We start from the raw sequence: 24,344 nt of genomic DNA, 5'->3' as shown, positions 1-24,344 counted from the left end.
ATGAAGAACGTGAAATTAAGCTTAAAAATAGCGGCAATTACCTTATGCTATCTTGCCACCGCCCAGAATGTTTCTGCAGAATCTTATACTGCAGAAGATCAGGAACAATTAACGCTTGAATGCTTATTAACCAATAATAAATTCGCCAGCGCTTTTATTGCCCAGGATGCTGCAGGATACGCGTTGGGAACCAACGCATCCCCTACGGCGGAACTCAATCTTGTGACTAATCAGCCTGGGGTCACAGCCTATTACAGCGCAGGAATGATCGCCGGAGGTTCTTTATACTGGATTCGAATCGTAAAAGGAGCATACGAATATATTGTCTATAACAAGGAACAACACGGTGACATGTCTGGCGTTGTCGTCACAAAAAATGGCAAAAAAGTATTCCACAAAGACTGTAAAGAACCGATTAAGATAGGCACGCAAAGTGATAGCAGTATTTTCAGTCGGGTGTCACAAGAAGATACCGATGGCGATCGTATTATCGACTTAATCAACAAATAACACGACCAATCCTACCTGCCAGGTGTTCTGTCCGACAACAGAAATGCAGCAACAGGGGCGCATCTTCACGACGCGCCCCTGTTATAACAAGTGCATGTTACAACGCTGTCCGTTGGTCCCCATCAGAGGGAACATCACTCCCAGGCACGTTCGGTTTTCGCGGCGTCGAACTGCGGCGGCGGCTTACGAAAGCGCCGGGTCAAGTACGCGAGATACACCAGCCCTAACCCTGCCCACACCAGCCCTAACCCTGCCCACACCAGCCCCAACGTCAGCGACGTCGCCTCCAGGTTTATCCACAGCACGGCAACCGTCGCTGCGCCAACCATGGGCAATACCAAATAATGCAGTTTTTCCTGCCAGGTGTGCTTACGCCCTTCACGCCGCCAAAAGTGGTTGTACACCGACAGATTGACGAAGGTAAATGCCACCAGCGCACCAAAGTTAATCAGCGCCGTGGCGGTCACCAGGTCAAAAAACAACGCCGACAGCGCCACAATCCCGACCATAATGACGTTCAGCGCAGGCGTGCGCCATTTCGGATGCACGTAGCCGAAATATTTCTCCGGGAAGACGTTATCGCGCCCCATCACATACAGCAGACGAGAGACGCTGGCGTGCGACGCCAGGCCTGACGCCAGCGTATTCACAAAGGTCGTACACAGAAAAATAGACTGGAACAGCTTACCGCCGACGTACAGCGCAATCTCCGGCAGCGCCGCGTCAGGGTCTTTAAAACGGCTAATATCCGGGAAGAACAGCTGCATAAAGAACGAGGCCGAAATAAAGATTAGCCCACCGTACAGGGCGGTGAGGAAAATGGCTTTCGGGATGGTACGTGCAGCATCCGGTGTCTCTTCAGACAGCGTGGTCACCGCATCAAACCCGAGAAACGAGAAACAGACAATGGTCGCCCCGGTGATAATCGGGATCAGATGCGCATTCTGGCTGATAAACGGTTGCAGCGACCAGACGGTCCCTACCCCTTCGCCTTTATGCAGCCCCTGTACCACCAGAAAAATAAACACCGCAATAATCGCTACCTGCACCAGCACGAACAGCGCGTTGAAGTTCGCCACCAGGTTAACACTTTTTAAATTGGCCGCGGTGAGGATAACAACGAACATCACCACCCAAATCCAGGGGGCGACCTCCGGAAACAAGGCGGACAGGTAAATTTTGGCCAGCAGGACGTTAATCATCGGCAGGAAAAGGTAGTCAAGTAGCGACGACCAGCCGACCATAAACCCGACATGCGGGTTAATCGCCTTTTGCGCGTAAGTATAGGCCGAACCGGCCTGCGGAAACTGGCGCACCAGCTTGCCGTAACTGATCGCGGTAAACAATACCCCCGCCAGCGCCAGCAGATAAGAGGCTGGAACATGGCCATCGCTGATGCCCGACACAATACCAAAGGTATCAAACACTGTCATTGGCGTGAGATAGGCCAGCCCCATCACCACAACTTGCCACAGCTTGAGGGATTTACGCAGCTGTGTTTTGCCCGTCTGAGCAGAAAGATTCTCGGCGGAATTAGTCGTCATGACGATCCTCCCCGACACGGGCCCAGGTCTGCGTTCGGAACGTCGGTACAGCAAACCTGGGGCGCGTCGGGGTGGATCCCATCAAGAAAGGTGTCAATACGGCGGCACGGCACAACTGCGGTCCGTACTGACTGCGGGAGCCTTGGATGCTCGCGCCGGGCTGATGTGTAAACATTGGCATCATCTCATTTCCTCGTCACAAACTCTGTCGGTTATCTGAAGACCCGTTGTCGCAATCCGCTCCATTACGCGACAGCCGGGAAATGGCAGTATTCCTGCAATATGTACGGGCTGGCTCCGCGCAGACCGCATGATGCGACATCTATTTTTTAATCACGCACGATTGCTGCAGGCCCGGACAACATAGTCCCCCGGGCAGTAGCAACATCATCAGGCGTTTTTCAACATCCACTCAATTTCGGTGTCAGTGATCAGACGTTCAAACTGGATAAGCTCATCGTTTTTACAGGCGTGATAAACATGGCTAAAACGCTCACCGAGTAATTCACGCAAAGGGTCGTTTTGCATAAACTCCCACAGGGCATCGCTTTGGCGGATCGGGAACGGCACGCCGTCCTGCTCCAGCCCGTTGCCTTCCACTTCTTCCTGTAACGGCAGCTCGTTATCCAGACCGTGGAGGATCCCGGCAAGAATGGTCGACATAACCAGATACGGATTGGCGTCCGCCCCGGCCACACGATACTCAACCCGGTGGCTGTCACGATCGCCACACGGAATGCGCAACGCCACCGTACGATTGTTATGCCCCCAGGAGGCTTGGGTCGGCACATACATGCCCGGCTGGAAACGGCGATACGAGTTCATATTCGGTGCCAGTAACGCCATCGACGCGGGCATCAGATCGATCATCCCGGCCAGCACACGCTTTAATAACGCGGAATCTTCGCCGTCCGCCTCGGCCAGCACGTTCTCGCCTTTATTATTCAGGATACTGATGTGGATATGCATCCCGCTGCCGGCATGCTCTTCATAAGGTTTGGCCATAAAGGTGGCGTGCATCTTATGCTTCTCTGCCACCAGTCGCACCAGGCGTTTTAGCGCCAGCGCATCGTCGCAGGCGTCAAGCACGTTATCAGTGTGGTAGAGGTTGATTTCAAACTGTCCGGGAGAAGCCTCGGCCACCGCGCCGTCGGCCGGGATCAGCTGCAGTTTGGCGAGTTCATCAATATCATTCAGTACATCGGCAAAGTGGTTGAGGTTATCTACGGAGTAAACCTGGCTTTGGGTGTTGCGATCGCCAGTGCCCGGCGCACAGGGCGGCTGAAGATAGCCTTCGGAATCACGCTGACGATCGAGTAAATAGAACTCCAGCTCTACCGCTACGACGGGGAACAGGCCGCGCTGGCGAAGTTTCTGCCAGAGTCGGTTCAGCACGTTCCGCGGCTCAACGTCAAAGGGAGCGCCATCTTCATCCAGCATCGTCAGCATCATCTGCCCGATATATTCCGGATCGGCAGCCGATGGGGTTAACGTACCGGGCACCGGCACACACGTGCGATCCGGCTCCCCCAGCTCCTGCCCTAATCCTGCTTCTTCTACTACATTGCCCAGAATATCCATCGCAAACACGGATGCCGGGAAATAACAGCCCTTCTCCAGCTTATGCAAGCCCGATACCGGGATACGTTTGCCGCGAAAGCTGCCGTTCAGGTCAGTTAACAGCACATCGACAAACTGCGTGTTGGGATAACGCTCCAGATACTGCTTAACTTCACGCGCAAACGCGCTACTTCGTCTCTCTTCAGAATGCTGCACAAAATTCTCAACTTCTACGATATTGGTTTCCATGATTCACCGCCGTTGCTATGGATGCTGATCTGCGTTTTTAATGTTAAATATAATGTCCACTCTTCGACTCTGGATGCAAAGGATTTGTTTGTCAAATGTTAAATTAAGTTTGCTAGAAGGTTATTCCGCTGCTAGATTGAGAAAATATTGAACGAAATTGCACAACAAGGAACCGTTTGGCAATAATTTATTCCAAAACGTGAGGTCGATCATGGGCAATATATTTGACAAGCCAGTTATTGGTGTCGTGATGTGTAGGAACAGGCTTAAGGGTCATGAGACCCAGACTCTGCAAGAAAAGTACCTGAATGCGGTATTGAATGCCGGTGGATTACCGATTGCCCTGCCGCATGCACTGGCGGAGCCAGAGTTACTGAATGCTTTATTACCTAAACTGGACGGTATTTTTCTGCCAGGGAGCCCGAGCAATATGCAGCCGCACCTGTATGGTGAAAATGGCGATGAGCCTGACGCCGATCCTGGGCGTGATCTTCTGAGCATGGCGCTAATTACCGCCGGACTCGAAAGGCGCATTCCCATTTTCGCCATCTGCCGGGGCTTACAGGAATTAGTTGTCGCCACCGGCGGGACTCTGTATCGTCGCCTGTGCGATCACGCACAGTTCCTGGAGCATCGTGAAGACGCGGAACTCCCGGTGGAGCAGCAATATGCGCCATCTCATGAAGTCCAGGTTCAGCAGGGAGGATTGCTGTCTCAGTTAATACCAGGTTGCAACACGTTTTGGGTTAACTCCTTACATGGCCAGGGCGCAAAAACCCTTGGTCCGCAGCTACGTATAGAAGCACGATCGCAGGATGGACTGGTCGAAGCCGTTAGCGCTCACGACCATCCTTTCGCGCTCGGCGTGCAGTGGCACCCGGAATGGAACAGTAGCGAATACGCCCTGTCGCGTTTGTTGCTTGAAGGTTTTATCACCGCATGTCAGAACCATCTCGCTGAAAAACAGCGTCTCTGACCACTACTGTTAAGGAAATGCAATTATGAGCGATGACGGCCTGGCGCCGGGTAAACGTCTGTCAGAGATCCGCCAGCAATTGGGTCTTTCGCAGCGTCGTGCCGCCGAACTGTCTGGATTAACGCATAGCGCCATCAGCACCATAGAGCAGGATAAAGTCAGTCCTGCTATCAGTACGCTGCAAAAGCTATTGAAAGTCTATGGGCTGTCGCTCTCCGAGTTCTTCGCGGACCCGGAAAAACCTGACGAACCGCAGGTGGTTATCAATCAGGATGATCTGATTGAGATCGGCAGTCAGGGGGTATCCATGAAACTGATTCACAACGGCAATCCTAATCGTACGCTGGCGATGATTTTTGAAACCTATCAGCCAGGCACGACGACCGGGGAGAGAATTAAACACCAGGGTGAAGAGATTGGGACAATACTGGAAGGTGAAGTGATACTGACCATCAACGGTCAAACGTATCATCTTGTTGAAGGACAAAGTTATGCCATTAACACCGGCATACCCCACAGCTTCAGCAACACCTCGGCGGGGATCTGCCGCATTATCAGTGCCCACACGCCCACCACGTTCTAAAAGAGTTACGGCCTGAGTTTCTCAGGCCTTCTTAAATAACGCGTATTAACAGGGTTAATCCCTGGGGCATCGTGCAGCCTGATTTTGCCTGAAAAAGATCAGCAACGAACTTTATCTTATTGAAATAAAAGGAGTAGCTATGAACTTTCAGAATTTAAAATATTGGCGTGAGAAAGCCAGCCATTATTCACCGGAAACCCGTTTATTTATTAACGGTGAATATTGCGCTGCCGCCGATAACGAAACCTTTATTACGCTTGATCCGGCAGGACAGCGCCCGCTTGCCAAAGTCGCCCGCGGTAAACATGCGGATGTGGAGCGCGCCGTCACCGCCGCCCGCACGGTATTTGAACGCGGCGACTGGTCACAGGCATCGCCTGCTCAGCGCAAGGCGGTACTGAACACGCTCGCGGATTTAATGGAGCAGCATCACGAGGAGCTGGCGCTACTGGAAACACTTGATACCGGTAAGCCTATTCGCCATAGCCTGCGTGATGATATTCCCGGTGCGGCACGCGCCATCCGCTGGTACGCCGAAGCTATTGATAAAGTGTATGGCGAAGTGGCCGCCACCTCGGTGAACGATCTGGCGCTGATCGTGCGCGAGCCGGTAGGAGTGATTGCCGCCATCGTGCCATGGAATTTCCCCCTGCTGCTGGCCTGCTGGAAACTCGGCCCGGCGCTGGCAGCGGGGAACAGCGTGATTCTGAAACCTTCGGAGAAATCACCGCTGACTGCTATTCGCCTTGCCGCGCTGGCAAAAAAAGCGGGCTTACCCGATGGCGTCCTCAACGTCATTAGCGGGTACGGCCATGAAGCAGGCCAGGCGCTGTCGCAACATCCGGATGTCGATGTACTTACGTTTACCGGTTCCACCCGCACCGGCAAGCAACTACTTAAAGACGCTGGCGACAGCAACATGAAACGCGTCTGGCTGGAAGCCGGCGGCAAAAGCGCCAACATCGTATTTGCTGACTGCCCGGATCTGGCGAAAGCCGCCGCCGCCACGGCAGCAGGTATCTTCTATAACCAGGGCCAGGTGTGTATCGCCGGTACGCGTCTGCTGCTGGAGGAAAGTATTGCCGACGCGTTCATTGCACTGCTAAAAGAGCAGGCAAAAAACTGGCAGCCAGGCAACCCGCTTGATCCCGATACCACGATGGGAACGCTTATCGACAATGCACATGCCGATACCGTGCACAATTTTATTCGCGACGGTGAAACGCAGGGAACGCTTGCACTGGATGGCCGCAGTCACGTTCATCCTGCGGCTATTGGCCCAACCATTTTTATCGACACCCCAGCACAGGCCCATGTCAGCCGCGATGAGATCTTCGGTCCAGTGCTGGTCATCACCCGTTTCAAGACCGAAGCCGAAGCTCTGGCGCTGGCCAACGATAGCGACTACGGCCTTGGCGCGGCGGTCTGGACCCGGGATCTGTCGCGCGCGCACCGCATGAGTCGTCGCCTGAAAGCCGGCTCCGTATTCGTCAACAACTACAACGACGGTGATATGACCGTGCCGTTTGGTGGCTACAAGCAAAGCGGCAACGGGCGCGATAAATCCCTGCATGCACTGGAAAAATTTAGCGAACTGAAAACTATTTGGATCTCCCTGGAGCCTTAATCATGACTGAACATACTCGCAGTTATTACGCCGCAAGCGCCAATCAATACGAACCATTTCCTACCCTCACCGAGTCGGTCAGCTGTGATGTTTGTGTCGTGGGAGGCGGTTATACCGGGCTCTCTTCTGCCCTACATTTAGCCGAGATGGGCTATGACGTGGTGCTGCTGGAGTCCGCGCGGATTGGTTTCGGTGCCAGCGGGCGCAACGGCGGCCAATTGGTGAACTCCTACAGTCGCGATATCGACGTCATCGAACGTACCTACGGCCCGGACACCGCCAAAATGCTCGGCAGCATGATGTTTGAAGGCGGTAACATCATCCGCGAACGGATCAAACGCTATCAGATCGACTGCGACTACCGTCCCGGTGGGCTGTTTGTAGCGCTAAACCACAAGCAGATGGAGACGCTGGAGGAGCAGAAGTCTAACTGGGAGCGCTACGGCAATACGCAACTCGAGTTGCTGGACAGCAGCGAAATTCGTCGTGAGGTTAACAGCGATTGTTATGTCGGCGCGCTGCTCGACCACAGCGGCGGCCACATTCATCCGCTGAACCTGGCGATTGGTGAAGCCGACGCCATCCGCTTAAACGGTGGACGCGTCTTCGAGCTGTCACCGGTTACCCGTATTCAGCACACCAGCCCGGCGGTGGTCAGCACAGAGCAAGGTCAGGTCACGGCACGCTATGTAATTGTTGCCGGCAACGCCTATCTGGGTGACAAACTGGAACCGACGCTTGCCAAAAGCAGTATGCCGTGCGGCACGCAGGTATTAACCACCGAACCGCTGTCCGCCGAGATGGCGCGCTCGCTGATCCCGAAAAACTACTGCGTGGAAGACTGTAACTACCTGCTGGATTACTACCGTCTGACCGGCGATAACCGCCTGCTGTACGGTGGCGGCGTGGTCTACGGCGCACGCGACCCGGACGATATTGAACGCCTGCTAATGCCGAAGCTGCTGAAGACCTTCCCGCAATTGAAAGGGGTGAAAATTGATTATCGTTGGACCGGGAATTTCTTGTTGACGCTATCGCGCATGCCGCAGTTCGGCCGCCTCAATAACAATATTTATTATATGCAGGGTTACAGCGGTCACGGCGTGACCTGTACCCATCTGGCAGGACGCCTGATTTCCGAACTGCTGCGCGGCGATGCCGAGCGTTTTGACGCATTCGCCAGACTGCCCCACTACCCGTTCCCGGGCGGACGCAGCCTGCGTATTCCGTTTACCGCCATGGGGGCGGCGTATTACAGCTTACGCGATCGCCTTGGGGTTTAAGTTCTTGGGCTGTAAACCCGACGCACAGGGCGATCCCCCTGTGCGTTTTTTTATTTCTGGAACACGGTGATGGGCAACGTTCGTGAAGTACTACAAAAATAAACGGCAGGTCATTTTTTGACATCAATAATCAATAAAAGCATGCCCTGTACTGTTCCGGCATGCCGGAATCTCCCTTCACACACGCACAGGACGGGATCATGAAAATGCAATTCGCTACAAAATATCTGCCGCTGATTTGTCTGGTCTCAAGCGGGCTGCTCTATTCAGCTTCGGTAAACGCCATGGGAAATGACGATACCACGACGCCAACCTGCCCGAAGGGCCAAGTTTACGACAACAAAACCAAAAACTGTTTACCAGAAAAAAGCAGTATGATCGACGATCAGGATAAAACACAGTATGCGTATCACCTGGCGAAAACCGGTCACTATCAGGACGCTATCAATTTACTCGATACCTTACAGCAACCCAATACGCGTGAGGCCTGGAACTATCGGGGTTATGCCACCCGCAAACTGGGTCGTACGGATGAAGGGATTGGCTATTATCAACGCTCGATTGCCCTTGATCCGCATTATGCCAAAGTACGCGAATACCTCGGTGAGGCATGGATGGTTAAGGGTCGCCCCGATCTGGCAAAAGCGGAACTGGCCACCATTAAAACCCTCTGCGGCACTCAATGCGAAGAATATCGCGACCTTAAAGCCGCGATCGACGGGCACCCTGAGTCATAGGCCAGAGAGGAACGAGAAATAGCGGCAAAGGCGTGCGTTTATCTTCATTGGGGGCATCTTTCTGAACCGAACACAGAATGCCCCCATTGATGCCACCAACAGGAACGTGATGTCGGCTGAGGCCGATTAACGCTGGAGTTTTAGAAACATGTCAGAAGCGGAAAAACACGGACTTTGAGTTGATTTCGGTAGACCTGGGAAGAGTTTGAAATGGTGCCGATAATAGGAGTCGAACCTACGACCTTCGCATTACGAATGCGCTGCTCTACCAACTGAGCTATATCGGCACTGATAAAGACATGCCCACGATTGTGAACACGGGGTAGAAGGTTAAAACTAACCGGGCGACGCGTCAATGGCCTTGCGAATCAAACGCCTATTTTTGCATCACCCGGTTTCAATTACGCACGAATCGTGTCGTCACCGAAGCCGATCCACTTGTACGTGGTCAGTGCTTCCAGCCCCATCGGTCCGCGTGCGTGTAATTTCTGCGTACTGACTGCCACTTCCGCACCCAGTCCAAACTGGCCGCCGTCGGTAAAACGGGTGGAGGCGTTAACGTACACCGCAGACGAATCCACCTCGTTAACGAAGCGGTTGGCGTTGTGCATATCGCGCGTCAGGATCGCGTCGGAATGCTGGGTGCCATGTTCGCGAATATGGCCGATGGCCTCATCCAAGTCGCTGACAATTTTTACGTTCAGATCCAGCGACAGAAACTCATCGTCGTACTCTTGTGCTTTTACCGCCACCACGTTGGCCGGACCGGCCTGCAATTGAGTCAGCGCGGCCTCATCAGCATGCAGCGTGACGCCGCTTTGCGCCATCTGCTGGCTCAGCACGGGCAGGAAGCGTCCGGCGATATTCTGGTGCACCAGCAGCGTCTCGACTGTATTACAGGTGCTCGGGCGTTGGGTTTTGGCGTTAACGATAATCCGGAGTGCGGCGATGATATCTGCGCTTTCATCCACATAGATATGACAAACGCCAATACCGCCGGTGATCACCGGAATAGTCGACTGTTCGCGACACAGTTTGTGCAGGCCTGCGCCGCCGCGCGGGATCAGCATATCGATGTACTTATCCATGCGCAGCATTTCGCTGACCAGTGCGCGGTCCGGATTATCAATCGACTGAACGGCGGCCGCCGGTAAACCACAGGCCTCCAGCGCCTGCTGAATCACTGCCACGGTTGCCGCATTTGTCCGGTACGTCTCTTTGCCCCCGCGCAGGATCGCCGCATTGCCGGTTTTCAGGCACAGGGAGGCGACATCAACGGTGACGTTAGGACGCGCTTCATAAATCACGCCAATCACGCCCAGCGGGACGCGACGACGCTCCAGACGCAGGCCGCTATCCAGCAGACCGCCGTCAATCACCTGCCCGACCGGGTCGGCGAGGTTGCACACCTGACGTACGTCGTCGGCGATGGCTTTCAAACGTGCCGGGGTCAGCGCCAGACGGTCAAGCATTGCTTCACTCAGACCGTTTTCCCGCGCCTGCTCAACGTCTTGTGCGTTAGCGCTGAGGATGCTTTCGGTTTGTGCTTCCAGTTCATCGGCAATCTTTTCCAGCACACGGTTTTTTTCGCGGCTGGAGAGTAGCGCCAGCTTATACGACGCTGCTTTGGCAGCAATGCCCATTTTTTCCAGCATATGCCTGCTCCTTAACGGGTGATCATGTCATCGCGATGGACGGCAACCGGGCCATATTCATAGCCGAGGATCGCGTCAATCTGTTGAGAGTGGTGTCCGGCAATACGGCGCAGCGCGTCGCTGTTATAGCGAGTGACGCCGTGGGCAATATCGCGCCCTTCAAGATTGCAGATACGAATCACTTCACCACGAGAGAAGTTGCCTGTCACGCTTTTAATGCCTTTGGGCAATAACGAACTGCCGCGTTCCAGAATGGCTGAGGTTGCGCCTTCATCGACGGTGATTTCCCCGGCGGGCGGTGCGCCGAAGATCCAGCGTTTGCGGTTCTCCAGCGGAGAAGCCTGAGCATGAAAACGCGTCCCCACGGACACGCCTTCCATTACATCACCAATCACGCCAGGCTTGCTGCCTGCGGCAATAATGGTGTCGATACCGGCGCGGCAGGCCACGTCTGCCGCCTGCAGTTTGGTGCCCATACCGCCGGTGCCGAGGCCAGAGACGCTGTCTCCGGCGATAGACCGCAGCGCGTCATCAATCCCGTAGACATCTTTAATCAGCTCAGCCTGCGGATTGGTACGCGGGTCAGCGGTGAACAGGCCCTGCTGATCGGTGAGCAGCAGCAGCTTATCGGCCCCGGCCAGAATCGCCGCCAGCGCCGACAGGTTGTCGTTATCACCGACTTTGATTTCGGCGGTTGCCACCGCGTCGTTCTCATTGATGACAGGAACGATGTTGTTATCCAGCAGCGCACGTAACGTGTCGCGAGCGTTAAGGAAACGTTCTCTGTCTTCCATATCCGCACGCGTCAGCAGCATCTGCCCGACATGAATGCCATAAATGGAGAACAACTGTTCCCAGAGTTGAATCAGTCGGCTCTGCCCTACCGCCGCCAGCAGCTGTTTAGAGGCGATCGTTGCCGGGAGTTCAGGGTAACCAAGATGCTCACGCCCGGCGGCAATCGCGCCCGATGTAACAATAACAATGCGATGCCCTGCGGCATGGAGCTGCGCGCACTGGCGGACCAGTTCTACGATGTGGGCACGGTTCAGGCGGCGCGATCCGCCCGTTAGCACACTGGTGCCAAGTTTTACCACCAGCGTCTGGCTGTCACTCATGATTCTCTGCCATTCAAGATTGGGGAAATGATATCAAACGAACGTTTTAGCAGGACTGGCCCCGGTTGCCAACAGCCAGCGCACAAAGCATGAAATTTTATTGCGCAGGATCAGCAAGCGTAGCGGCAAGTTTTGACGTTTTTATGACAGAAACAAATAAACATTCTTTTTTAAAAATATTCTTACTTTGTCATAAAACGTTCATTGCCAGACGTTAAAAACCCTCCTGTCTTTGAACGGGGAACACACCCAGTAAATATTCGCGCGTACTTTAAATCAGGAATGAAAATGAAAAAGAGCACTCTGGCATTAGTGGTGATGGGTATTATGGCATCGGCATCCATACAGGCAGCGGAAGTGTATAATAAGAACGGAAATAAACTGGATGTGTACGGCAAAGTTAAAGCCATGCACTACATGACCGATAATGACAGCAAAGACGGCGACCAAAGCTATATCCGTTTTGGTTTTAAAGGCGAAACTCAAATTAACGATCAGCTGACCGGTTATGGTCGTTGGGAAGCAGAGTTCGCAGGCAATAAAGCCGAAAGCGATTCTAACCAGCAAAAAACACGTCTGGCCTTCGCGGGTCTGAAATTGAAAAACCTCGGTTCCTTCGACTACGGTCGTAACCTGGGTGCGCTGTACGACGTTGAAGCGTGGACCGATATGTTCCCGGAGTTCGGCGGGGACTCTTCCGCGCAGACCGATAACTTCATGACCAAACGCGCCAGCGGTCTGGCGACGTACCGTAACACCGACTTCTTCGGCGTCGTTGATGGCCTGGATCTCACCTTGCAATACCAGGGTAAAAACGAAGACCGCGATGTGAAAAAACAGAATGGCGACGGTTTTGGTACGTCGGTGACCTATGACTTTGGCGGCAGCGATTTCGCCATCAGCGGCGCCTATACCAATTCCGATCGTACCAATCAGCAGAATCTGCAAAACCGTGGCGCGGGCGATAAAGCCGAAGCCTGGGCAACCGGTTTAAAATACGATGCCAACGATATTTATATTGCCACGATGTACTCTGAAACGCGCAAAATGACGCCTATATCCGGTGGCTTCGCCAATAAAACACAGAACGTCGAAGCAGTGGTTCAGTACCAGTTTGATTTTGGTCTGCGTCCGTCCCTGGGATATGTGCTGTCGAAAGGCAAAGATATTGAAGGTATCGGTAATGAAGATCTGGTGAATTATATCGACGTTGGCGCGACCTATTATTTCAACAAGAATATGTCAGCATTTGTTGATTATAAAATCAACCAGTTGGATAGCGATAATAAGCTGGCCATCAACAATGATGATATCGTCGCAGTGGGGATGACCTACCAGTTCTGATCTAACATAAAAAATGCCGGATGGGGTTGCGCCGCCATCCGGCATTTTGCTGTTCACTATGCCGTTAATTTAACCGGCTGATCTTTAAAGTCGTCCGCAGGTTCCAGCGCCAGATTCAGCGACGTTAGCAACCCACGCAATTTTTCATGAAACTCACGTAAGGTGTACTCCAGTCGATCTACCACTTCAGTCTCTTTGATGGGCACGGCGGTCCAGTTGCCGTCTTGATCAAACAAACCAAACTGGTAGCTGTACGTGAAGCGTTTTTCCTGTGCTTCTAACTCCATCCACCAGCCCCAGAATTCACGCTTCTCCGGCGCGGGTTTCACGTTGACGCAAACAGCCAGACAATCGAAAAAAAATCGATTATCTTCGCACTGCCCTTCCCGGATGTAGGGGCCAAGCGCGGTGAATTTCTTGATCAATCTGCTTTTCGGGTGTCCACTCGGTAACGTCATTGCGATCTCCTTAGGTGAAGCAACTGTTTTACCAAATCAATAAAATTTAGCAATCTATTAACACAATCTATGATTGATCCATCCGGTTATTTCTTGCAGCGCTTTATCAAAATTGCGATACACCGGGTTGAACGGGATCTCCATCAGCTTACCGTCAGAAGATGACGATGTGATTAAGCGAGACTCCTCTTCCGGACTAAACGGATCGTTTTTCCAGAAGCCCGACAGCATCGGCGTTGGACAACGTCGGCCCAGCAGGCCTTGTACCTTTAATGAATAGCGATTGAGCTCGACACGCAGCGCGTCATCGGAGGCGTCGTGCATACCCAGACGGCTGGCCAGTACATCAAGATACATTTCCGGGACGCTTGCCTGCCGCTGCGGGTCGCTGAGCAGCGCATGCACTACCGGCCCCAGACACGCCACCGCTTTCAGGCGCGAAGATTCGAGATACGCCAACCGTACCGCCACGTTGGCGCCAAAGCGAAAACCAAATGCCGCCACGCGGGTGTGATCGACCCAGGGAATGTTGGGCAGTGCTTTTAATACGTGCTGATGCAGCAGGCTGGAATCCTGGGTCAGTTTCCATTTCGACGAAAAACCGACCGAGGGCATGTCCAGCGTCAGCATGGCAATACCACGCGGGGCAAAATAGCGTTCATACAGGGTGTAGTAATCCGTTTGCATGGAATCCAGCCCCCCGCACATCAGCACCGTCGGGAACGGGCCGTCACCTTTTGGCATATGCAAAAAACCGGTGATCGGCGCACCGCCGGGAACCGTGAATTCCAGTTCGCGCAGCTTACCGGGCAAGCGCTGAGCCGCCTCTTCATACGCGCGATTCGCCAGAGCCTGCGCCTGTTCAGCCAGCTCGTCGCCTTTCAGATGCGGATACGCCGCAATATTGTACAGCGTAGAGGCGTGCAGCCAGTGGCGTCCGCTAATTTGTGGGTCCTGTTCTGCCATGGCCTTCTGTTGCCAGTCCATTGCCTGCTTCGCCCACTCGTAGATCCAGTTCCCGCCACGATAGCCAATAACCGTGTCATAGAGCTCTTTATCCGTGCGCTCTGCTTCGCTCATGACGATACGCGCCTGCACCTCAAGGATTTCGCGCGGATCGACGCCGCGCCAGATCCACATCAGGCGATTCACCATGCGGTACCAGTGCGGGATGGTTGTGCCATCCAGGGCAGATTGCACAGACGGCTGCGCGCCGTGATTAAATCGACGAACCAGCGTTGACGTTTCAGGGTGTTTGAAGCGGGGTTTAAACAGGACTTCGCTGAGGTTAGCCTGTGACATAATTACGGCCTCCATGAGTACTCACTAAGGCATAGTGTAACCTGACACGGCACAAAAAGAACAACGCCCGGCATAGCCAGGCGTTGAAAACGATTTAGATTAGCGGCCTGAAATCGGCGGGACGAACACGACGCCCATATCCCACGGCTGCTCGATCCAGGTATCCTGAGGGATATCAACAACATAATCATTCACCAGCGGACGGCCTGCCGGTTTAGCGAAGATGGTGACGAAATGCGCTTTAGGGTACATTTCGCGAATCGCAACCGCGGTACCACCGGTGTCAACCAGGTCATCGATTACGATGAAACCTTCACCGTCACCTTCGGCACGTTTCAGAACGGTCAGTTCGCGCTGATTGTCGTGATCGTAGCTGGAGATGCATACGGTATCGACATGACGAATACCCAATTCACGCGCCAGCAGCGCGCCTGGCACCAGACCACCACGGCTAACGGCAATGATGCCTTTCCATTGTTCAGAAGGCATCAAGCGGCTTGCCAGTTTACGTGCATGGATCTGCAACATGTCCCAGGTGACGACGTATTTTTCGCTCATGTGAAGTTGTCCCAGCCTGTTTATCTACGGCTTAAAAAGTGTTCGAGGGGGAAATAGGTTGCGCGAGATTATAGAGATCTGACGCGCTAAAAACCAGTGTTAAGCGGAATCCAGGCCTCTTTTTGCATGCTTTTTGCTAGCCGTGAGCAGAGAAAGTGGTATTCTCAATTGCATCGCGCAAGCCTGACTTGTGGTGTTTTTAATTCTGCTAACCCCGTGGCCTGTAAGTCAATTTTGCAGGGCATCGCCAAGGAGACTCAACGTGTCTGAACTGTCTCAATTATCCCCGCAGCCGCTGTGGGATATTTTTGCCAAAATCTGTTCTATTCCTCATCCGTCCTACCATGAAGAGCAACTCGCTGAACATATTCTGAGTTGGGCCCAAGAGAAAGGTTTCCACGTCGAGCGCGATCAGGTGGGTAATATCCTGATTCGCAAACCCGCTACCGCAGGAATGGAAAACCGCAAGCCGGTTGTTCTGCAGGCGCACCTGGATATGGTGCCGCAAAAAAACAACGATACCGTTCACGACTTCACCAAAGATCCGATCCAGCCTTATATTGACGGCGAATGGGTGAAAGCCCGTGGCACCACGCTGGGTGCGGATAACGGTATCGGTATGGCCTCTGCGCTGGCCGTTCTGGCGGATGACAGCGTGGTTCACGGCCCGCTGGAAGTTCTGCTGACCATGACCGAAGAAGCGGGCATGGACGGTGCGTTTGGTCTGCAGGCTAACTGGCTGCAGGCAGATATTCTGATCAACACCGACTCCGAAGAAGAAGGTGAAATCTACATGGGTTGCGCTGGGGGGATCGACTTCACCGCCAATCTGCCGCTGTCTCGTGAAGCCATTCCTGCAGGTTTCCAGACCTTTAAGCTGACGCTGAAAGGCCTGAAAGGCGGTCACTCCGGCGGCGAAATCCATGTTGGCCTCGGTAATGCCAACAAGCTGCTGGTACGCTTCCTGGCTGGCCACGCCGAAGAACTGGATCTGCGTCTGGTTGATTTCAACGGTGGTACGCTGCGTAACGCGATCCCACGTGAAGCCTTTGCTACCCTTGCTGTTGCCGCAGATAAAGTCGATGCGTTAAAAGCGCTGGTCAGCACTTATCAGGAAATCCTGAAAAACGAGCTGGCAGCAAAAGAGAAAAATCTGGCACTGCTGCTGGATACCGTCTCTAACGACAAAGCCGCACTGACCGCTCAGTCCCGCGATACCTTTGTTCGTCTGCTGAACGCGACACCAAACGGCGTGATCCGCAATTCAGACGTGGCAAAAGGCGTGGTGGAAACCTCCCTGAACGTCGGTGTTGTCACCATGACTGACGACAACGTGCAGATTCACTGCCTGGTTCGCTCGCTGATCGACAGCGGTAAAGACTATGTGGTGAGCATGCTGGATTCTCTGGGCAAGCTGGCAGGCGCTAAAACCGAAGCCAAAGGCGCGTATCCGGGCTGGCAGCCGGACGCGAACTCGCCGGTCATGCACCTGGTGCGCGAAACCTATCAGCGTCTGTTCAACAAGACGCCAAACATCCAGATTATCCACGCGGGTCTGGAATGCGGTCTGTTTAAGAAGCCGTATCCGGAAATGGACATGGTTTCCATCGGGCCAACCATCACGGGTCCGCACTCCCCGGATGAGCAGGTTCATATCGAAAGCGTTGGCCATTACTGGACGCTGCTGACTGAACTGCTGAAGTCTATTCCGGCGAAGTAAGTCCCAGCAATAAATGCCGGATGGCGCTGCTGCTTATCCGGCCTACGATCGCGTAGGTAAGCCGGATAAGGTATTTATGCCGCTATCCGGCAATACATCCAACTCAAAGCCCCAGTACCAACTGCCTTTCCAGCTGTGGATCCAGCAGCGTGACGTGTAATCCTACCAGCCTGACCCCACGTCCTCCCCGACGCTCATCCCAGGTTTTTCGCGCCGTGGTAATCAAATCGTCTTTACTTAAGCGCGGCCAGACGTGCTCCTGAGTGGTCTGCTGAAAGTCATTAAACTTTAATTTAATGCCCTGGCGAGCAATACATAAATCCGGTTTTACCTTTGCCAGACGCCGCTCCAGCTCCGGATAAAGCCGCTCGATAATCGCCTCACATTCTGACCACTCATGAATATCCTCTGCCAGCGTGCGTTCAACACCGACGGATTTGCGCATTCTGTCGTTATTCACATCCCGCTCGTCAATACCCTGGCTGCGCTCCCACAGCACGCGACCAAATTTACCAAAACGCTTAAGCAATATCGCCAGGTCGCACTGTTGTACATCTTCACAGGTACGTAATCCCATGGATTCCAGCTTGGCGGCGGAAACTTTGCCGACGCCGGGGATTTTCCCCAGCGGGAGCGTTCTGATAAATTCCGGCACATCATCCGGTGTGATCACATATTGCCCGTTGGGCTTATTGAGATCGGAGGCGATCTTGGCCAGAAACTTGACCGGTGCAATCCCCGCGGAGGCGGTGAGCTGTAGCTCGTCAAAAATCGTCTGGCGAATTTGCTGGGCAATCAGTGTGGCCGATCCGTGACAGTGCGTGCTGTCGGTGACGTCCAGATAGGCTTCATCCAGCGAAAGGGGTTCGATAAGCGAGGTGTAGCGTGCGAAGATCGCCTGAATCTGGCGAGACGCTTCTTTATACGCCTCATAACGACCGGGTAATAAGGTGAGATGCGGGCACAGTTTTAGCGCCATCCCCGTGGGCATCGCGCTGCGTACGCCAAATTTCCGCGCCGGGTAATTGGCGGTGCTGATCACCCCCCGGCGTTCACGGCTGCCACCGATAGCGATCGGGATATCACGCAGCGCGGGGTTATCACGCATTTCCACCGCCGCGAAAAAGCAGTCCATATCGACATGTATAATTTTACGCATCGCCCCTCCCATAACACTGTTTAAGTATACAGTATCTTTATGTAATGAGAAGTCTGAACACGTATTACGGTACTGCGGGTCCATTCATGACGAAACGGGCATCACACAGATAACGCACAACCTCTTTTGACGCATGCTCTGCAGGGTTACCCGCCGTACTGACAAACAGCTTATTCACTTTTCGCACATTCGCCTTAAGCAGATTTTCAATGGTCATCCGGCGAAAGGCATCATTTTCAACGCAGAAAAGTTCATAGTCTCCCAAACGCTCGCCGCAAATTTCACAATGGTTCATCCAGTAGCGTAGTCCGGTGGTTTTACTCTTATCCAGGTAGTAATTGCTGGCCTTGATGTTCTTCATTATCTCTTCTGGCAGCGCATTAATATGGAACAGAAACGTATTCCGCCTGACGGACAGCCAGCCTTCACCATCCTGTATTTTTTTAATATAACGGGTAAACATAACCCCATGGATTCGGGTGATTTGATGGCAGTTCCAGCAGTGCATCTTTGAGGTAATGACCAGATAGTAGGGCGCAATGATGTTGTAACTATCCATAATGTAGGCATAGTCCAAAAGCCCCTCCTTTAACCCATCAGGCTCGGTGTACCAGATCCCTGATACATTATCGAAATGCGCGCCCTGACAGGCCACATCTGTAACATTATCTGATTGAATATTCAGTGGAATAATTTGAGTTACAGCTATCACATTACCTTCCTTAGCAATAATATGCCCCCACGTTGCGTGGGGGACGAGAGAACAGAATTAATGAGGCACAACAACGGGGGGTTGACGTAAGGAAGTCACCTGCTTTTGTTTATCCAGCTTATCCACCAACGGCTGCACGACCTTCTCGCCGTGCTGACCAAAGTATTGATACAGCGTGTCAGACGCACTTTGCGTCAACACCATAATCTCAATGCGGCGGTTACCCGCGCTCTCTGGATTTTTCGCATCCAGCAGCATCTGGTCCGCCATGGCGCTGACCTGCATGACTTTATCCTGCGGCATCCCCGCTTCTTCCAGCACGCGGCGGGCGGAGAGCGCCCTGTCACCAGACAGATTCCAGTTGTTATAAATATTATTTTTATAGCCCATCGCATCCGTGTGACCGGTGATGATGATCTTATTGTCCAGCGTGTCAAAAACCGGTGCCAGTTCAACCAGTAACGATCGGAAGAATGGCATGATCCGCGCGCTACCGCGTTCAAACATATTGCGGTTCTGGTCATCTTTAATCAGCACGCGTAACCCTTGAGGGACGATCTCCATCTCCAGGTTAGTTTCCATATGCGCATTGCGAGCGATGGTGTTGATGTTAGTCGCCAGCTCTCCCAGTTCAGTCGCGGACTTTTTCTTCAGCAACGCCGTCTTCTCATTCACATCCATGACTTTTTTGGCCGTTTCTTCCGTCACTTTAGCCGTTTCCTGCGGTAGCGCTTGTTTATCTGACTTGCTGCGAGTGACATTTTTACTGCTGGCCCCCGGTGCAATCGGCTGTTTGCCAATTTTATTTAACGGTGCGAGCCCTCCCCCGTTGAAGATGGACTGGCCGTGCAGCGCCGCAACGATATTTTCGCGATCGGATTTACTGACGCTGTTGACAATCAACTTTATCGTGGTCACTAAAGGTGCTGAACGTATCTCCGAGGTGTCTGCCCGCTTTACGCTGGACGCGATGCCCGGTAAACAGATGGCGATTGATGCCGATCTGAATGCCGGGTTGATCAACCAGGCGCAGGCGCAAACACGACGCAAAGACGTGGCGGGTGAGGCAGATTTCTACGGTGCGATGGATGGTGCTTCAAAGTTCGTGCGTGGGGACGCCATCGCCGGGATGATGATCCTGGCCATCAACCTGATCGGCGGCGTCTGTATTGGGATCTTTAAATACGATTTAAGCGCTGAGGCCGCGTTCCAGCAATACGTGCTGATGACCATCGGTGACGGCCTGGTCGCGCAAATCCCGTCTTTGCTGCTGTCGACGGCGGCGGCGATTATCGTCACGCGCGTCAGCGACAGCGGCGATATTGCTACCGACGTACGTAGCCAGCTGCTGGCCAGCCCTTCGGTGCTCTATACCGCCACCAGCATTATGTTCGTGCTGGCCGTTGTGCCGGGCATGCCACATTTCCCGTTCCTGGCTTTTACGGCGCTGTTAGGGTTCACCGCCTGGCGCATGAGCAAGCGTCCGAAAGTCGCCGAGACTGAAGAGAAAAATCTCGAAACGCTGACCAAAACCATCACCGAAACCACCGAGCAGCAGGTCAGTTGGGAAACCATTCCGTTAATTGAGCCCATTAGCCTGAGTCTGGGCTATAAGCTGGTGGCGCTGGTCGATAAATCGAAAGGTAATCCGCTGACCCAGCGTATTCGTGGCGTGCGGCAGGTGATTTCTGACGGCAACGGCGTGTTGCTGCCTGAAATTCGTATCCGCGAAAACTTCAGACTGAAACCCACGCAGTACGCCATTTTCATCAATGGGATTAAAGCGGATGAGGCGGATATCCCCTCAGATAAGCTGATGGCGCTACCCTCCAGCGAAACTTACGGCGAAATAGATGGCGTGTTAGGGAACGACCCGGCCTACGGGATGCCCGTTACCTGGATTGTGCCGGCGCAAAAAGCCAAGGCATTAAATATGGGGTATCAGGTTATTGACAGCGCCAGCGTCATTGCCACGCACGTGAATAAGATTATTCGTCGCTATATTCCCGATCTGTTTAATTACGATGATATTACGCAGTTACATAACCGCCTGTCGTCCATGGCACCGCGTCTGGCGGAAGATCTCAGTGCAGCGCTGAATTACAGCCAGTTATTGAAGGTTTACCGGACGCTGCTTATCGAAGGCGTTTCATTACGCGATATCGTTACCATTGCCACCGTGCTGGTTGCCAGCAGCGCGACCACCAAAGATCCCATTCTGCTGACGGCAGATGTCCGTCTTGCGCTGCGTCGCAGTATTACTCACCCGTTTGTACGCAAAGATGAGCTGGCGGTCTACACGCTCAATAGTGAACTGGAGAATTTACTGGCAAACGTGGTCAATCAGGCACAGCAAAGTGGCAAAGTGATGCTCGACAGCGTACCGGTCGATCCGAATATGCTTAATCAGTTCCAGACCAATATGCCGCAGATAAAAGAACAAATGAAAGCCGCGGGGAAAGAACCGATATTGTTGGTCGCTCCACAGTTACGTCCGCTGCTCGCTCGCTATGCTCGTCTGTTCGCGCCAGGGCTACAGGTGCTGTCTTATAATGAAGTGCCGGATGAGCTGGAATTAAAAATTATGGGCGCGTTGAGCTAACGCGTGATGAGGCGGTGCTGAAAGTACCGCCTGACTATTACAGAATTGTATTTTCCGTCAGAATTCGTCGGGCACCGAGATAATGATCCTGCCAGAAAGGTTCGGACAAGGTGCTGACCCGGATCGTTTCGCCGGTACGTGGCGACTCAATAAATTGCCCCTGCCCCAAATAGACCCCCATATGATCGGCAATATCCCGGCTGTGAATATGGAAAAACAGTAAATCACCACGACGTAAATCGCGATTAGAGACAATTGTCGCCCGCCGATAGTGATACATTTCATTGGCAGTACGGGGCAGTTTCGCCGCCAGAATTTTATTGTAGGCATAGAAAACGAGCCCGCTGCAGTCAAAGCCTTCATCCGGACGGGTTCCCCCCCACAGATACGGTTTACCTAACTGTTGCTCAAGGCGATGAATCGCCACTTCGGTGATGTTGTGCAGGTGATCGCTACTGAGAAAATGAGGATTTTCGGCGAGTTCCTGCCAGCGATGATCGCTGGCTTTAAGCGGACCTGGGAACCACTCCGGGTGCTGTTTAATCTGCACGCGATTCTGCTGGCGCAGTGCCTTTTTACTTTCCGCATTACCTTCTACCACGTAGCTGGCCTGCTTTTTAACCTGCACATGATACTGCTTTAGTAACCGGGCACGATTACGCATACGCAACTGCGCCGCATAGTTTAAGGGGGTATTTGATAAGACAGGCTGAACTTTGGCGATACACGGTAATGACAACACGACACACAAAGACAGCAGGCCCGGCAAAAGGCGTCGGGGTGCAGTGGCAAAAGACATGAAAAAAGAATACCTGGTCAAACACGTTCGGCGCAGTGTACTGCTATTGGCGGGATATCTTTTTTAATATTTGATTATTAATAGATTAATTTTTTAAATTCAATAGATTAGAAAGTCAGTATTAATCTTATGCAATGGACGGATAGCAGCGACAAATTACGCCGCTGTCTGACTGCCTTTAAGTCCAATTTTGCGTATAAAGAGAAACTAAAGTGTAAACGCAGCACGAGAGACTTGCGAAAAACTTTCTTGGTGCTAATGTGAGCGCTCCAAATCCAGATTTATCCGATTTGGCGACTCTATTTGCCGTCCTGGCGTGTGTAACCGTTTTATCAAGGAATAAGCAGTATGCGTAAAATCGCATTTTTTCTTGCGATGCTTTTATTACCGTGCGTTTCATTTGCCGGTTTGCTGAGCAGTAGCAGTCCAACTGCACCTGTCAGCAAAGAATATAAGCAGCAATTGATGGGATCTCCTGTCTATATTCAGATCTTTAAAGAAGAACGCACGCTGGATCTGTACGTCAAGATGGGCGAACAGTATCAATTGCTCGACAGCTACAAGATCTGTAACTATTCCGGCGGGTTAGGACCCAAGCAACGTCAGGGCGATTTTAAAAGCCCGGAAGGGTTTTACAGCGTACAGCGCGGTCAGCTCAAACCGGATAGCCGCTTCTATAAAGCGATTAATATTGGCTTTCCCAACGCCTATGACCGCGCGCACGGGTACGAAGGTAAATACCTGATGATCCACGGCGCCTGCGTTTCTGTCGGCTGCTATGCCATGACCGACAACGGCATTGATGAGATTTTCCAGTTTGTCACTGGGGCGTTAGTATTTGGCCAGTCCAGCGTGCAGGTCAGCATTTACCCGTTCCGCATGACCGATGCCAACATGAAGCGCCACCAGAACTCGTATTACAAAGAGTTCTGGTCACAGCTAAAACCGGGATACGACTATTTTGAACAGACGCGTAAGCCACCGACTGTTTCCGTGGTCGATGGTCGTTACGTCGTTAGCAAACCGTTGAGCCATGAAGTGATTCAGCCACAGCTGGCGTCAAACTACACGCTCCCCGAGACAAAATAGCGCCCATTCACCTGGCATAATCTTTTGCCAGGTTTCATTGCCCGTCAGCGGCTGCGTCGCGATCACGGTGACCACATCATTGGGTGTGGTCTCGGAGCTAAAGTCGATTTCTACATCCTGATCCAATAACGTCGCCACGCCGAAAGGTGCGCGGCGGGTGATCCAGAACAGATTGGTCGAACAGAACGCCATCACATAGCGCCCGTCGGACAACAACATGTTGAAAACGCCCTTCTCACGCAGTTCCCCGGCCAGGACGGCAATATATTTAAACACCGCAGTCATGTTGCCCGGCGTACGCGGATAACGTTCAACCAGCTTATGTAGCAGCCAGCAGAACGCTTTTTCGCTGTCGGTTTCTCCGACCGGACGAAAATTACCGGTTTCCAGCGATTTATAACCGCTTAGCTGTCCGTTATGGGCATAGGTCCAGTTGCGCCCCCACAGTTCACGCGTGAACGGATGGGTATTTTCCAGCGCCACTTCTCCCCGATTCGCCTGACGAATATGAGCAATCACGGAACAGGATTTGATGGGATAGTCTTGTACCAGTTTGGCGATAGGCGAATTAAAGCTGGGTTGCGGATCTTTAAATGTACGGCAACCCTTACCTTCATAAAACGTAATCCCCCAGCCGTCTTTGTGCGGCCCGGTACCTCCCCCGCGCTGAACCAGCCCGGTGAAGCTAAAGCAAATATCGGTTGGCACATTGGCGCTCATCCCGAGCAGTTCGCACATATATCACCTACCTTAAAACGCTGA

Annotated in this window: 21 protein-coding genes, 1 tRNA gene and 1 pseudogene; 10 read left to right on the top strand and 13 right to left on the bottom strand. The window is 52.9% G+C overall.

Annotation, left to right across the window (positions count from 1 at the left end; genetic code table 11):
* Complete coding sequence (locus M2374_RS16705; protein WP_249418289.1) at window positions 1-510, top strand: hypothetical protein; 510 nt, start codon at window positions 1-3, stop codon at window positions 508-510.
* Between the two features lie 134 nt (window positions 511-644).
* Here the strand turns inward: M2374_RS16705 and M2374_RS16700 are convergent, their stop codons facing one another.
* Complete coding sequence (locus M2374_RS16700; RefSeq protein ID WP_259155277.1) at window positions 645-2,054, bottom strand: APC family permease; 1,410 nt, start codon at window positions 2,052-2,054, stop codon at window positions 645-647.
* A 390-nt stretch (window positions 2,055-2,444) separates the two neighbouring features.
* A complete protein-coding gene (locus tag M2374_RS16695) occupies window positions 2,445-3,863 on the bottom strand; it encodes a glutamine synthetase family protein (protein ID WP_117342059.1) in 1,419 nt (472 codons plus the stop codon).
* A gap of 211 nt (window positions 3,864-4,074) precedes the next feature.
* Between M2374_RS16695 and puuD the strand changes: the two genes are divergently transcribed.
* From puuD to M2374_RS16670, 5 genes are all read left to right on the top strand, one after another.
* Window positions 4,075-4,839, top strand: coding sequence for a gamma-glutamyl-gamma-aminobutyrate hydrolase (puuD, locus tag M2374_RS16690; protein ID WP_117342058.1), 765 nt, complete (start codon window positions 4,075-4,077; stop codon window positions 4,837-4,839).
* A 25-nt stretch (window positions 4,840-4,864) separates the two neighbouring features.
* On the top strand, window positions 4,865-5,422 hold the full coding sequence (gene puuR / locus M2374_RS16685; protein ID WP_117342057.1) for an HTH-type transcriptional regulator PuuR: 558 nt from the start codon (window positions 4,865-4,867) through the stop codon (window positions 5,420-5,422).
* A gap of 139 nt (window positions 5,423-5,561) precedes the next feature.
* Window positions 5,562-7,049 carry an aldehyde dehydrogenase PuuC gene (gene puuC, locus M2374_RS16680; RefSeq protein WP_153879437.1) on the top strand — a complete coding sequence of 496 codons (1,488 nt, stop codon included), beginning with the start codon at window positions 5,562-5,564 and terminating at the stop codon, window positions 7,047-7,049.
* Window positions 7,050-7,051: 2 nt separating this feature from the next.
* Window positions 7,052-8,332 carry an FAD-binding oxidoreductase gene (locus tag M2374_RS16675; protein WP_181688448.1) on the top strand — a complete coding sequence of 427 codons (1,281 nt, stop codon included), beginning with the start codon at window positions 7,052-7,054 and terminating at the stop codon, window positions 8,330-8,332.
* A 200-nt stretch (window positions 8,333-8,532) separates the two neighbouring features.
* The gene (locus M2374_RS16670) at window positions 8,533-9,069 is read left to right on the top strand and encodes a M48 family metallopeptidase (protein ID WP_135912505.1); all 537 of its coding nucleotides are present in this window, start codon (window positions 8,533-8,535) and stop codon (window positions 9,067-9,069) included.
* 211 nt (window positions 9,070-9,280) lie between these two features.
* Here M2374_RS16670 and M2374_RS16665 read toward each other — a convergent pair.
* The 3 genes from M2374_RS16665 to proB form a co-directional block, all read right to left on the bottom strand.
* Window positions 9,281-9,356 (bottom strand) — tRNA-Thr (locus M2374_RS16665).
* A gap of 114 nt (window positions 9,357-9,470) precedes the next feature.
* The gene (gene proA / locus M2374_RS16660; protein ID WP_181688449.1) at window positions 9,471-10,724 is read right to left on the bottom strand and encodes a glutamate-5-semialdehyde dehydrogenase; all 1,254 of its coding nucleotides are present in this window, start codon (window positions 10,722-10,724) and stop codon (window positions 9,471-9,473) included.
* A gap of 11 nt (window positions 10,725-10,735) precedes the next feature.
* Window positions 10,736-11,839, bottom strand: a complete 1,104-nt coding sequence (gene proB / locus M2374_RS16655) for a glutamate 5-kinase (RefSeq protein WP_096758188.1) — start codon at window positions 11,837-11,839, stop codon at window positions 10,736-10,738.
* Between the two features lie 288 nt (window positions 11,840-12,127).
* Between proB and phoE the strand changes: the two genes are divergently transcribed.
* Window positions 12,128-13,183 (top strand): phosphoporin PhoE, encoded by a 1,056-nt coding sequence (gene phoE, locus M2374_RS16650; protein ID WP_181688450.1) that lies wholly within the window; start codon window positions 12,128-12,130, stop codon window positions 13,181-13,183.
* A gap of 56 nt (window positions 13,184-13,239) precedes the next feature.
* Here the strand turns inward: phoE and crl are convergent, their stop codons facing one another.
* The 3 genes from crl to gpt form a co-directional block, all read right to left on the bottom strand.
* A complete protein-coding gene (gene crl / locus M2374_RS16645; protein ID WP_096758190.1) occupies window positions 13,240-13,641 on the bottom strand; it encodes a sigma factor-binding protein Crl in 402 nt (133 codons plus the stop codon).
* A 57-nt stretch (window positions 13,642-13,698) separates the two neighbouring features.
* Window positions 13,699-14,943, bottom strand: a complete 1,245-nt coding sequence (gene frsA, locus M2374_RS16640) for an esterase FrsA (protein ID WP_096758191.1) — start codon at window positions 14,941-14,943, stop codon at window positions 13,699-13,701.
* Between the two features lie 99 nt (window positions 14,944-15,042).
* A complete protein-coding gene (gpt, locus tag M2374_RS16635) occupies window positions 15,043-15,501 on the bottom strand; it encodes a xanthine phosphoribosyltransferase (RefSeq protein WP_115259349.1) in 459 nt (152 codons plus the stop codon).
* A 262-nt stretch (window positions 15,502-15,763) separates the two neighbouring features.
* Between gpt and pepD the strand changes: the two genes are divergently transcribed.
* Entirely contained in the window at window positions 15,764-17,221 is a 1,458-nt protein-coding gene (gene pepD, locus M2374_RS16630; protein WP_117342051.1) for a cytosol nonspecific dipeptidase, read from the top strand.
* 103 nt (window positions 17,222-17,324) lie between these two features.
* On the opposite strand, the gene dinB is transcribed toward pepD, so the two are convergent.
* The 3 genes from dinB to lafU all read right to left on the bottom strand — a co-directional run bounded on the left by dinB (window position 17,325) and on the right by lafU (window position 20,010).
* Window positions 17,325-18,380 (bottom strand): DNA polymerase IV, encoded by a 1,056-nt coding sequence (gene dinB, locus M2374_RS16625; protein WP_137363208.1) that lies wholly within the window; start codon window positions 18,378-18,380, stop codon window positions 17,325-17,327.
* A 64-nt stretch (window positions 18,381-18,444) separates the two neighbouring features.
* Window positions 18,445-19,092: a DNA primase gene (locus tag M2374_RS16620; RefSeq protein ID WP_135912520.1), complete on the bottom strand. Its 648-nt coding sequence runs from the start codon at window positions 19,090-19,092 to the stop codon at window positions 18,445-18,447.
* 57 nt (window positions 19,093-19,149) lie between these two features.
* A complete protein-coding gene (gene lafU, locus M2374_RS16615; protein WP_181540021.1) occupies window positions 19,150-20,010 on the bottom strand; it encodes a putative lateral flagellar export/assembly protein LafU in 861 nt (286 codons plus the stop codon).
* Here lafU and M2374_RS16610 point away from each other — a divergent pair.
* Window positions 19,976-21,694 (top strand): annotated as a pseudogene (locus M2374_RS16610) (flagellar biosynthesis protein FlhA); the annotation flags it as partial. The gene lafU and the pseudogene M2374_RS16610 overlap by 35 nt on opposite strands.
* A 37-nt stretch (window positions 21,695-21,731) precedes the next feature.
* On the opposite strand, the gene M2374_RS16605 reads toward M2374_RS16610, so the two are convergent.
* Entirely contained in the window at window positions 21,732-22,493 is a 762-nt protein-coding gene (locus tag M2374_RS16605; protein WP_096758196.1) for a C40 family peptidase, read from the bottom strand.
* 348 nt (window positions 22,494-22,841) lie between these two features.
* On the opposite strand from M2374_RS16605, the gene dpaA reads away from it, so the two are divergent.
* Entirely contained in the window at window positions 22,842-23,582 is a 741-nt protein-coding gene (dpaA, locus tag M2374_RS16600) for a peptidoglycan meso-diaminopimelic acid protein amidase (RefSeq protein ID WP_117342003.1), read from the top strand.
* Here dpaA and M2374_RS16595 read toward each other — a convergent pair.
* Window positions 23,553-24,320 carry a class II glutamine amidotransferase gene (locus tag M2374_RS16595; protein ID WP_115259356.1) on the bottom strand — a complete coding sequence of 256 codons (768 nt, stop codon included), beginning with the start codon at window positions 24,318-24,320 and terminating at the stop codon, window positions 23,553-23,555. The genes dpaA and M2374_RS16595 overlap by 30 nt on opposite strands.
* Window positions 24,321-24,344: the final 24 nt, after the last annotated feature.

It is taken from the genome of Citrobacter sp. JUb117 (assembly GCF_024809055.1).
GTDB lineage: Bacteria > Pseudomonadota > Gammaproteobacteria > Enterobacterales > Enterobacteriaceae > Citrobacter > Citrobacter gillenii.
This window is presented reverse-complemented; position numbering and strand designations above follow the sequence as displayed.

Coding starts and splice junctions, on each gene's coding strand:
- puuC (WP_153879437.1), top strand. CDS start 5,562: ATGAACTTTCAGAATTTAAAATATTGGCGTGAGAAAGCCAGCCATTAT.
- dpaA (WP_117342003.1), top strand. CDS start 22,842: ATGCGTAAAATCGCATTTTTTCTTGCGATGCTTTTATTACCGTGCGTT.
- dinB (WP_137363208.1), bottom strand. CDS start 18,380: ATGCGTAAAATTATACATGTCGATATGGACTGCTTTTTCGCGGCGGTG.
- phoE (WP_181688450.1), top strand. CDS start 12,128: ATGAAAAAGAGCACTCTGGCATTAGTGGTGATGGGTATTATGGCATCG.
- M2374_RS16695 (WP_117342059.1), bottom strand. CDS start 3,863: ATGGAAACCAATATCGTAGAAGTTGAGAATTTTGTGCAGCATTCTGAA.
- proB (WP_096758188.1), bottom strand. CDS start 11,839: ATGAGTGACAGCCAGACGCTGGTGGTAAAACTTGGCACCAGTGTGCTA.
- M2374_RS16700 (WP_259155277.1), bottom strand. CDS start 2,054: ATGACGACTAATTCCGCCGAGAATCTTTCTGCTCAGACGGGCAAAACA.
- puuD (WP_117342058.1), top strand. CDS start 4,075: ATGGGCAATATATTTGACAAGCCAGTTATTGGTGTCGTGATGTGTAGG.
- frsA (WP_096758191.1), bottom strand. CDS start 14,943: ATGTCACAGGCTAACCTCAGCGAAGTCCTGTTTAAACCCCGCTTCAAA.
- M2374_RS16675 (WP_181688448.1), top strand. CDS start 7,052: ATGACTGAACATACTCGCAGTTATTACGCCGCAAGCGCCAATCAATAC.
- M2374_RS16670 (WP_135912505.1), top strand. CDS start 8,533: ATGAAAATGCAATTCGCTACAAAATATCTGCCGCTGATTTGTCTGGTC.
- crl (WP_096758190.1), bottom strand. CDS start 13,641: ATGACGTTACCGAGTGGACACCCGAAAAGCAGATTGATCAAGAAATTC.
- M2374_RS16605 (WP_096758196.1), bottom strand. CDS start 22,493: ATGTCTTTTGCCACTGCACCCCGACGCCTTTTGCCGGGCCTGCTGTCT.
- M2374_RS16705 (WP_249418289.1), top strand. CDS start 1: ATGAAGAACGTGAAATTAAGCTTAAAAATAGCGGCAATTACCTTATGC.
- proA (WP_181688449.1), bottom strand. CDS start 10,724: ATGCTGGAAAAAATGGGCATTGCTGCCAAAGCAGCGTCGTATAAGCTG.
- M2374_RS16595 (WP_115259356.1), bottom strand. CDS start 24,320: ATGTGCGAACTGCTCGGGATGAGCGCCAATGTGCCAACCGATATTTGC.
- gpt (WP_115259349.1), bottom strand. CDS start 15,501: ATGAGCGAAAAATACGTCGTCACCTGGGACATGTTGCAGATCCATGCA.
- puuR (WP_117342057.1), top strand. CDS start 4,865: ATGAGCGATGACGGCCTGGCGCCGGGTAAACGTCTGTCAGAGATCCGC.